The following is a 1,226-nucleotide window of genomic DNA, read 5'->3' on the forward strand; positions in this document are numbered from 1 at the left end:
CACCCATGGCGGACTGCGCGGCCTGATCGCCGACACGGCAAAACAGCTGCATGCGCGCGGCATCGGCCGAGGCGACAGGGTGGCGATCGTGCTGCCGAACGGACCCGAGATGGCCACCGCCTTCGTCGCCGTGGCAGCCGCCGCCTCGACGGCACCGCTCAATCCCGCCTACCGGGCCGACGAGCTCGATTTCTACCTGACCGACATCGGCGCCAAGGCGATCCTTGTCGCGGAAGGCGAGACCGGACCGGCGGTGACGGTTGCCGAGCGCCTCGGCATCGGCGTGCTGCGGCTTGTCGTGCAGCCGGACACACCAGCCGGCAGCTTCACGATCGAGGGCGCGGCGATCGGACCGCAAGCGGCGCCCGACATGGCGCGGGATAATGACATCGCGCTGTTGCTGCACACTTCGGGCACGACATCGCGGCCAAAACTGGTGCCGCTCAGCCATGCCAACATCGCGGCCTCATCAGCCCATATCGGCGCGACACTTGGCCTGACGGCCGATGACCGTTGCCTCAACATCATGCCGCTGTTCCACATTCACGGCCTGATCGCGGCCGTGCTGTCGTCGCTGGCATCAGGCGGCAGCATCTACTGCACGCCCGGCTTCAACGCGCTGCGCTTCTTCCAGTGGCTGAGCGAGGCACGACCAAGCTGGTACACGGCGGTGCCGACCATGCATCAGGCGATCCTGCCCAGGGCGGCGCGCAACACCGAGGTGCTGGCGGCAGCGCGCCTGCGCTTCATCCGCTCGTCCTCGGCCTCGCTGCCGGCGCAGGTGATGGCCGAACTAGAGGCGACTTTCGGCTGCCCGGTGATCGAATCCTACGGGATGACCGAGGCGGCGCACCAGATGGCGTCGAACCGGCTGCCGCCGGGCCAGCGCAAGCCGGGCAGCGTCGGTGCCTCCGCCGGCCCGGACGTGGCTGTCATGGCGCCCGACGGGCGGTTGCTGAAAGCCGGCGAGACCGGCGAGATCGTCATTCGCGGGCCCAACGTCACGGTGGGCTACGAGAAGAACCCGGATGCCAATTCCACGGCTTTCGCGCATGGCTGGTTCCACACCGGCGACCAGGGCGTGCTGGACGAGGACGGCTATCTCAGGGTCACCGGACGGCTCAAGGAGATCATCAACCGCGGCGGCGAAAAGATCTCGCCGCTCGAGGTCGACGACGTGCTGATGGACCATCCAGCGGTGGCGCAGGTCGTCACCTTTGCCATGC

The 1,226-nt window shown here is 68.0% G+C and carries 1 protein-coding gene; it reads left to right on the forward strand.

Translation table 11 applies throughout. The features are described 5' to 3' along the window. Positions 1–1,226: AMP-binding protein (locus tag EN935_RS36615; RefSeq protein ID WP_206534673.1), on the forward strand; the 1,226-nt coding region annotated here is incomplete at both ends.

The sequence above is a fragment of the Mesorhizobium sp. M7D.F.Ca.US.004.03.1.1 genome, from assembly GCF_003998635.1.
Lineage (GTDB): Bacteria > Pseudomonadota > Alphaproteobacteria > Rhizobiales > Rhizobiaceae > Mesorhizobium > Mesorhizobium loti.